We start from the raw sequence: 8,237 nt of genomic DNA on the forward strand, positions 1-8,237 counted from the left end.
GATCTTGATTTGTCTTCACAAACACTCATGATCACCGTGGTGGCCGCGCCTATTTCACCGACACGCCAGCCACATCACGAACTACAGCTGGAGTATTAGAACCGGCCGTACCACTCACGAGACCGACCTCAGGGAAGGCCGTTGAGGAACGGCTCGTGCGAGTTCTGGAACTCCCAGTTGTAGTAGCGGTCCCAGTTGATCGACCACGTCATCAGCCCGCGCAACGCGGCCGAAGCGCCACCCCGCAACGTGTACGACCCGCAGCCCGAATTCTTGACCAGGCAGTTGAGCGCGGACTGCACCGCGGCGGGCGCGGTGTAGCCGTTGCCGGCGCTGACCGCGGCCGGGAGCCCGATCGCGATCTGGTCGGGACGCAGCCCGGGGAAGAAGTTGCCCGTGGTGGACACGCTGAAGCCCGCCTTGAGCATGTCGGTCATCGCGATGTGGAAGTCCGCGCCGCCCATGAAGTGGTACTGCTGGTCCAGGCCCATCACCGGGCCGGAGTTGTAGTCCTGGACGTGCAGCACGGTCAGCGAGTCGCGCAGCGCGTGGATGACCGGCAGGTACGCGCCCGTGCGGGTGTCACCGCCGCCGACGCCGCCGTAGAACTGGTAGCCGACCTGGACGAAGAACGTCTCCGGCGCCATCGTCAGCACGAAACCGCTGCCGTACTTGGCTTTCAGCGACTTCAGCGCCGAGATCAGGTTCACGATCACCGGGGTGGTCGGGTTGCGGAAGTCGGTGTCGCCGGAGTTCAGCGCGAGCGAGTGGCCTTCGAAGTCGACGTCGAGGCCGTTCAGGCCGTACTTGTCGATGATCGCCGAGACCGAGCTGACGAACTTGTCCCGCGCGGCCGTCGACGACAGCTGGACCTGGCCGTTCTGGCCGCCGATCGAGATCAGCACCTTCTTGCCCTGCGCCTGCTTGGCGCGGATGGCGGCGATGAAGTCGGCGTCGCTCTCCACGGCCGGGCATTCGGCGGCCGGGCAGCGGGTGAACCGGATGTCGCCCGAGGTCACCGAGGTCGGCTCGCCGAACGCGAGGTTGATGATGTCCCACGCGGCCGGGACGTCCGCCATCTTCGTGTAGCCGGAGCCGTTGGCGAAGCTGGCGTGGAGGTAGCCGATCAGCGCGTGTTTCGGCAGTCCGGTGTCCGTGCAGCCCGAGGTCGTCGCGCTCGCTTCGGCGCTGCGCGGCGACTCGCCCGCCGAGTTGTACGCCGACACCGAGTAGCTGTGCGACGAGCACGCGGCGAGCCCGGACAGGGTCGCCGAGGTGCCGGTCACGGTCGACTTCACCGCCCCGTTCTCGTAGACCCGGTACCCCGTGGCGCCGGTGACCGCGGGCCAGTTCAGTGCGATCGAACTCGCCGTCACCGTGCCGACCGAAGGCGTGCCGGGGGTGCCTGGGGCGCCCGGGGTGCCGCCGCCGGGACCGTCGAGGGTGACGTCGTCGGCGTTGTACGTGCCCGCGCCGTACCAGCCGTGCAGGTAGAGCTGGGCCGAGGTCTGGCTCGCGGTCGTGGTGAACGACAGCGAGAGCTTCGTGTAGCTCGTCGCGGCCGTCCACGTCGACGGGCCGCCGGTGATGCCGAGGTAGACCGGGTTTCCCCGCACCCAGGCGGAAACGGTGTACGCGGTGTTCGGCACGACGGACACCGTCTGCGCGCACTGCGCGTAGTCCGAGCCGGCGGCGGTGGCGGCGAGCGCGTAGTCGCCCGAGTTCACCGGGCTGCTCACCACCGTTCCGGCCGGGCAGGTCCACCCCGCGGTCGAGCCGCTCTCGAAACCGGGATTGGCCAGCAGGTTGGCGGCGCTCGCGGCCGGGGCCCCGAAGGCGGCCAACGCGAGCACGGTAAGGGTCACTAGCAGTCTGGAACGCCTCATCGCGGTCCTCCAGTGTGATGTGACCCTTATTGTCTAGACCAATCTGGCCGCTGTCCAGAAGACCACACGCGCCACAGGTACGCGACCGAGGTGACACTCTCCGCAAAGATCTTGATCGGGCGTGTCGATCCGGGGGTAGCTGATTCGACGAACAGACAAGAGGCCACGGAAGGGGAGCGAAATGAACGCCACGACCACGAACCCTTGGACCCTTTCCGGCAGGCTGGCCTGGGAGGACCGCGCCGAGGACGCCGGACGGCTCGCGCCGGACGACCGGCTCACCTGCCATGTGCACGGCCGCTGGATCCACGAATGCGTGGCGTCGCCGCTGCACGTCAGCCAGGTGACCAGGCATCGATGGTGCCGCGACTGCTCGGCCCAGCTGACCGTCGCGATCGACCAGCTCGGCCGCACGGTCACCATGGCCTGCCCGCGCTGCGGCGACGGCCACAGCCCGGCGACCGGCCGCCTGATCACCGCCTGCCAAGCCAGCCTGACCTTGGCCCACACCCGGCAGCGTCAGCTCGTCGCGGCTTGACCGGTGTCAGGACAGCCGGACGGCAGCGCGCCGCGCGAACTCACGCAGCGCGGCGGTGACCCCCGGCGGCAGTTCGAGCGCGGCGAGCGCGCGTTCCGCCCGGCGGCACCGGGTGGCGATCATCCGCTCGACCGACGTACGGGCGCCGGTCGCGTCGAGCACGGCACGCACCCGCGCCGCGTCCACTTCGGTCAGGTCGGGATCCCCGACCAGGAACCGCAAAAGCCGTTCGTCGGCCGGTTCCGCGCGTGCGAGCGCGAGTGCCATCAGCACGGTGTGCTTACCGGCGCGTAGATCGTCCACTGTGGACTTACCGGTCTCGCCGGGGTCGCCGTAGACGCCGAGCAGGTCGTCGCGAAGCTGGAACGCCTCGCCGACCGGGATCGAAAACGCGGTGAGCCCACGCAGTAGCGCCTTGTCGGCGCCCGCCAGCGCGGCGCCGAGATGCAACGGCCGTTCGATCGTGTACTTGGCCGTCTTGAGCCGCGCGATCAGCATCGCGTGCCCGAGATCGGTCGTCGGCCTGCCGGTCGAGAGCAGGTCGAGGTACTGCCCGTACATCACTTCGGTGCGCATCGCGAACAGCAGCGGCGCGATCGCCTGCCGCTGCTCGGCGGTGAACGACGCGCCGTACAGCAGCTCGTCGGTCCAGCTCAGCGCCAGATCACCGAACAGGATCCCGGAGTTGACGCCGAGCAGGTCGGGATTCGGCCGATCGGCGTGCCGCCCGGCGAGGATCCGGTGCAGTGTCGGTTGCCCACGGCGGATGTCACTTTGATCCATAACGTCGTCGTGAATCAGCGCGAAGGCATGGAACATCTCGAGCGACGCCGCGGTCGCGATCACCGCGTCGAGCTCGCCGGAACCACCGGCCGACTGCCAGCCGAGCACGCACAACGCGGGCCGCAGTCGCTTGCCGCCCGCGAACACGAACTCGCCGAGCGTCTGCGGGATCCGCAGGTCGGCCAGGTGCGCGTCGGTGGTTTCGCGGGCCTTGGCGTTGAAGAACCTGGCGAGATGCTTTTCGACCGCCCGGTGGACGACTTCCAGTTCCAGCGAAGCGATCGGGGTGTTCATGGGCGACCTTTCCCTCTGGTGCGACGTGAGGGACCGGAACGCACCCCAGATACTCCGGGAGATTCGACCGGTCGGCATCCTCGTCCACACGACGGGGTGATTCCCGTGGAAAGATCTCTACTCACACGCGCACTGCGAGCCCCTCCAACGCGTGGAAGGCCGTGCTGGCGCGCCAGCGCACCTCGGGCTCGGCGAGCGCGAGATCGGGGAACCGGGCGATCAGCCTGCTCAGCACTTCCTCGGTCTCGATCCTGGCCAAGGCGGCGCCCAGGCAGAAGTGCGCTCCCCCGCCGAAAGCCACCTGCGCGGAGTCCTCACGCAGCAGGTCGAACGTGTCCGGCTCGGCGAACCGCGCCGGATCGCGATTGGCGCCCACGAGGTGGACGATCACCTGCTGCCCCGGCTCGACGGCCAGCCCGCCGACCCGGTGCGCGGTCACCGCGGTCCGTCCCGTGTAGGCGACCGGCGGCTCGATCCGCAGCACCTCCTCGACGCATTCCTTGATCAACTCCGGTTTGTCACGCAGGATCGCGGCCTGGCCGGGGTTGCGCAGCAGGTTCAGCACGCCGTTCGAGATCAGGTTCGCGGTGGTCAGCAGCCCGGCGACGAGCAGCGTCAGCACGATCGCGAGCACTTCCTCGAGATCGAGCCGCTCGCCGTCGGACTCCGCGGTGAGCATCGCGCTGATGAAGTCCTCGCCGGGCTCCGCACTGCGCTCGGCCAGCAGCGGCAACAGGAAATGCACGCAGTTCATGGTCGCTTCGGCCGCGTCGAGCAGCAGGTCCTCGCCGGGGTTGAACTCCAGCAGCTGCGCCAGCCGCGGCGCCTCGATGTTGATCAGTTGCGCGCCTTCGACGCCGACGTCGAGCAGCTCCGCGATGACCGAGACCGGGATCGGGTAACCGAGCTCGGTGACGACGTCGAACTCGCCCCGCCCCTCGACGCCGTCGAGCGCGGCTTCGACGACGGCGCCGATGCGGTCACGGAACTGCTCGATCCGGCGCGCGGTGAAACTCGGCGCGACGAGCTTGCGGAACTTGTCGTGCGCGGGGCCGTCCATGAACAGCCGCAGCATGCTCCGCATCAACGGTGGCAGCTGATCGGTGCCGCCGAGCTCGCTGATCAGCTCGATGTTGTCGCTGAGATCGCTGACCCAGCCCTGGCCGTGCAGGATCTCCTGCGCCGCGTCGAACGAGGAGATGACGAACGCGCCCAGCTTCTCGTCGATGCCGACCCCGGTCACGGCTTGCCTCCCGCGACCGCGCCGTCGAGTTCGCCGATGATCTCCGCCCAGTGCCCGGTCGAGCGCAGCGCGCCGAGTATCGCGGTGATCCCGGCGTCCATCCGGGTGTAGAAGAGCGTTTCCGGTGGCATGTTCATCTTCCTGATCACCGCGCCGTACTCACCGAACGGCGAGAACATCCGCTTGTTGACCGCGGCCGCGTACTCGGGCGTGTAGGTGAACGGCTGCTCGGCGGTCATCGGCGTCCACTGCGCGGACATCCAGTCGAGCAGCTCGGCCGGGGTCGGCGGATCCGCTGTCAGCGAGTTGAGGTCCATCGACGCCCGCCACAACCGGTCGGCGTCGCCTTCGACGCCCGCCTGTTCCATCGCCACCAGGTTGGCCACCTGTTCGGGCGTGAACCGTTTGACACAGCCGAAATCGAGGAAGGTGACCGTGCCGTCCTCGTGGAACAGGTAGTTGCCGGGGTGCGGGTCGGTGTAAGCGATCCGGAACCGGCGCAGGCTGCCCCAGAGGAACCGGTAGATCACCTCGCCCCAGCGGTCGCGCAGCTCCTGGCTCCGCTCCACCGCGTCCTGCCAGCCCAGGCCGTCGACGAAATCCATGGTGAGAACGCGCCGTGTCGACAGCTCCGGCACGATCTCGGGAATCCTGATCACCGGGTGGCCTCGGTAGGCGTCGGCGAACTCGGCCTGGTTGGCGGCTTCGATCCGGTAGTCGATCTCCTCACCGATCCGGTCGCCGATCTCCGCGACGAGCGCGCGGGTGTCGACCTGCGTCTTGTCGCCGGTGATCACGCCGCGCACACGCAGGAAGGTGGTCAGCAGGTCCACATTGGCCAGATCGGCCGCGATCGCCGCCTCCATACCGGGGTACTGGACCTTGACGGCGACGTCCCGGCCATCCTTCGTCCTGGCGCGATGCACCTGGCCGATGGACGCGGCGGCCAGCGGTTTGCGCGAGAACTCGGCGAAGATCCCGTCGGGATGCGCGCCGAGTTCGGCCTCCAGCACGGAAACCGCGTCTTCCCAATCCATCGGCGGCGCGTCGGCCTGCAGCTTCTGGAACGCCGTTTGGTAAGCACCGCCCGGCGAATTGATCGACATGAAGGAGATGATCTGCCCGGCCTTCATGAGCACGCCGCGCGAACGTCCCAGCAGGACCTGATACCGGTTCGCGGCCCGCTGCTGCGCGGCGGCGGGCTTGCCTTCCGCGCCGAGCACCCGCTGCTGCAGCGCGGCGACCACCGCGTCACCCGCGGTCCGCCCGGCGAGCGCCGCCAAGGGCAGCGCCCGCCGCAGCCGCCCTGCCGGGACCGGCTCCCCGTTGCTCATCGCTCGCCCGGCACCGCGCGCAGCACGCTGAACCCGCTGTGCCCGCACGGCGTGACGGTGTCCAGCTCGAAGCCGGCCTCGGCGAGCAGCGTCTTGAACTGCTCGCGGGTGCGCTCGCGGCTGCCGCTGCCGAGCATCAGGTTGAGGTCGCTCATGATCGCGTGCACGTTCGGCGCCTCACCGAACTTGTCGGTCATCACGAATTCGATCAGGTACAGCACCGAATGCGGTTTCGCGGCGGCACGGACCACCCGCAGGATCTCGGCGGCGCGCTCATCCGGCCAATCGTGGATCACGCTCTTGAGCAGGTAGGCGTCGTAGCCCGCGGGCACCGACTCGAAGAAGTCGACCTCGACGGTCTCGCAGCGATCGGTCACCCCCGCTTCCGCGAGGACGGCCGGCGCGTCGTTGAGCCCGCCCGAGGTGTCGGCGAGCACGCCGCGCAGCTCCGGGTGCGCGCCGAGCAGCGCCGCGATCAGCAGGCCGTTGCCGCCGCCGACGTCGACCAGCGTGCCGTGCTCGCCGGGATCGAAGGTCGCGACGATGTCCGGCAGCACCGAGATGGTGGCCTCGGACATCGCCTTCGAGAACATCGGCTTGAGTTCGGGGTGGTCGTCCATGTACGCCCACATGTTCTTGCCGTGCACCTTTTCGAACGCGGGCTCACCCGTGCGCACGGTCGATTCCAGCTCACCCCACACCGGCCACGACATCGAGCCGGACGAGAGCAGCGCGAAGTTGCGCACGGAGTTCGGCGTGTCCTTGCGCAGCACCGAACCCAGCTCGGTGAGCCGGAGTTTTCCGCCGTCGATTTCCTGCAGCAGCCCCAAAACACCGGCCGCGCGCAGCAGCCGCTCCAGCGAGGGCGCGTGCGTCCCGGTCAGCTCGGCCAGCTCGTCGACGGTGCGGTCTTGTTCCCCCAGTAAATCGGGAACCTCCAGGCTCGCCATCGTCTGCAGCACCTTCGCCGGAATATAGGCGGCCAGCATGGGCAGCAATTGCCCCGGATCTGCGCTCATTACGCTCCCTATTCGCGGAAAGTCTTGTGGCGCGGCGGAATACATCCCCAGTCGCCCGCGCCCATTCAGTCTTGCCGGATACGGCCCGGAAATGCAAATGTCAAATTTTTCCCAAGTTTTGGTCAGAGCGCATTGCCTCCGCGCCCGGTGGCTCGCCACAGTGGGCTCACCAAGCGAGCACTGGAGGGGAACGTGGAATTTCGGTTCGGGATCAGCATGCTGGTGCCCCCGTCCAAGCAGGAGTGGCAGGCGAAGTGCCGCCAGGCGGAGCAGGCGGGCTTCGACGTGATCGGCGTATCGGACCACGTCGGGCTGGCCTCGGCGTTCCCGAGCCTGGTCGCGGCCGCCGAGGTCACCGAACGCGTGCGGCTGGGCACCTACATGCTCAACGCGGGCTTCTACAACCCGACGATGCTCGCCCGCGACGTCGCCACAGCCGACCAGCTCACCGGCGGCCGCATCGAGGTCGGCCTCGGCGCCGGCTCGCTCAAGGTCGAGTTCGACATGGCGGGCCTCGACTTCGGCACCCCCGGTGAGCGTGTCGACCACGTCCGCCGGACCACCGAGGCGCTGAAGAACCCGCACCAGTACCCGCAGCCCGCGCAAGACGGCGGCGCGGCCGTGATGGTCGCGGGCTGGGGCGACCGCATGCTCGCCGTCGGCGCCGAGCTGGCCGACGTAGTCGCCATCACCGGCGGCCCGACCGGCGGCCCGCAGCCCACCCTCTCCCCCGCTGACGTGCTCGAGGAGCGCACCACCTACGTCCGCAAGTTCGCGGGCGAGCGCCAGGTCGAGCTGAACGCGATGGTCCCCGCGGTCGTCATCACCGAAGACCGCAGGACCGCCGCGCAGGAGCTTTCACACCAGCTCTTCACCGGCCTCACGATCGAGCAGATCCTCGAGCTGCCCGCCGCCATCGTCGGCACTCCCCGCGAATGCGCCGAGCAGATCCGCGCGCACCGCGAGCGTTTCGGCTTCACCTACTTCACGGTCTTCGAGCCCTCGATGGCCGGCTTCGCGAAGGTCATCGAGCACCTCCGCTGACAAAGAGTCGTGGGGGGTTGGGGGCGGGGGTAAGAGTCAGATTACGAATATCGGCGTCGTATTTGCTTGGTAGTGGGGTGGATTTGTTTTTGGGAG

At 68.4% G+C, this 8,237-nt stretch carries 7 protein-coding genes; 2 read left to right on the forward strand and 5 right to left on the reverse strand.

Translation table 11 applies throughout. The annotated features are described in order from the left end of the window. Positions 1-128 precede the first annotated feature (128 nt). Complete coding sequence (locus ACFV15_RS24375; RefSeq protein WP_378352889.1) at positions 129-1,886, reverse strand: chitinase; 1,758 nt, start codon at positions 1,884-1,886, stop codon at positions 129-131. A gap of 181 nt (positions 1,887-2,067) precedes the next feature. Here ACFV15_RS24375 and ACFV15_RS24380 point away from each other — a divergent pair, with 181 nt between their 5' ends. Then, positions 2,068-2,424 carry a hypothetical protein gene (locus ACFV15_RS24380; RefSeq protein WP_378352890.1) on the forward strand — a complete coding sequence of 119 codons (357 nt, stop codon included), beginning with the start codon at positions 2,068-2,070 and terminating at the stop codon, positions 2,422-2,424. 6 nt (positions 2,425-2,430) lie between these two features. Here ACFV15_RS24380 and ACFV15_RS24385 read toward each other — a convergent pair whose 3' ends face one another. The 4 genes from ACFV15_RS24385 to ACFV15_RS24400 form a co-directional block, all read right to left on the reverse strand. Continuing rightward, complete coding sequence (locus ACFV15_RS24385; protein ID WP_378352891.1) at positions 2,431-3,501, reverse strand: polyprenyl synthetase family protein; 1,071 nt, start codon at positions 3,499-3,501, stop codon at positions 2,431-2,433. Between the two features lie 121 nt (positions 3,502-3,622). Then, entirely contained in the window at positions 3,623-4,744 is a 1,122-nt protein-coding gene (locus ACFV15_RS24390) for a cytochrome P450 (protein ID WP_378352892.1), read from the reverse strand. After that, a complete protein-coding gene (locus ACFV15_RS24395) occupies positions 4,741-6,078 on the reverse strand; it encodes an ABC1 kinase family protein (protein ID WP_378352893.1) in 1,338 nt (445 codons plus the stop codon). The genes ACFV15_RS24390 and ACFV15_RS24395 overlap by 4 nt, the downstream gene beginning before the upstream one ends. Further along, positions 6,075-7,097, reverse strand: a complete 1,023-nt coding sequence (locus tag ACFV15_RS24400; protein ID WP_378352894.1) for a methyltransferase — start codon at positions 7,095-7,097, stop codon at positions 6,075-6,077. The genes ACFV15_RS24395 and ACFV15_RS24400 overlap by 4 nt, the downstream gene beginning before the upstream one ends. A 192-nt stretch (positions 7,098-7,289) precedes the next feature. Between ACFV15_RS24400 and ACFV15_RS24405 the strand changes: the two genes are divergently transcribed. Further along, entirely contained in the window at positions 7,290-8,141 is an 852-nt protein-coding gene (locus ACFV15_RS24405) for a TIGR03621 family F420-dependent LLM class oxidoreductase (RefSeq protein ID WP_378352895.1), read from the forward strand. Positions 8,142-8,237: the final 96 nt, after the last annotated feature.

Origin of the sequence: Amycolatopsis sp. NPDC059657, assembly GCF_042734395.1 — a bacterium.
Taxonomy (GTDB): domain Bacteria; phylum Actinomycetota; class Actinomycetes; order Mycobacteriales; family Pseudonocardiaceae; genus Amycolatopsis.

Coding starts and splice junctions, on each gene's coding strand:
- ACFV15_RS24400 (WP_378352894.1), bottom strand. CDS start 7,097: ATGAGCGCAGATCCGGGGCAATTGCTGCCCATGCTGGCCGCCTATATT.
- ACFV15_RS24375 (WP_378352889.1), bottom strand. CDS start 1,886: ATGAGGCGTTCCAGACTGCTAGTGACCCTTACCGTGCTCGCGTTGGCC.
- ACFV15_RS24395 (WP_378352893.1), bottom strand. CDS start 6,078: ATGAGCAACGGGGAGCCGGTCCCGGCAGGGCGGCTGCGGCGGGCGCTG.
- ACFV15_RS24380 (WP_378352890.1), top strand. CDS start 2,068: ATGAACGCCACGACCACGAACCCTTGGACCCTTTCCGGCAGGCTGGCC.
- ACFV15_RS24385 (WP_378352891.1), bottom strand. CDS start 3,501: ATGAACACCCCGATCGCTTCGCTGGAACTGGAAGTCGTCCACCGGGCG.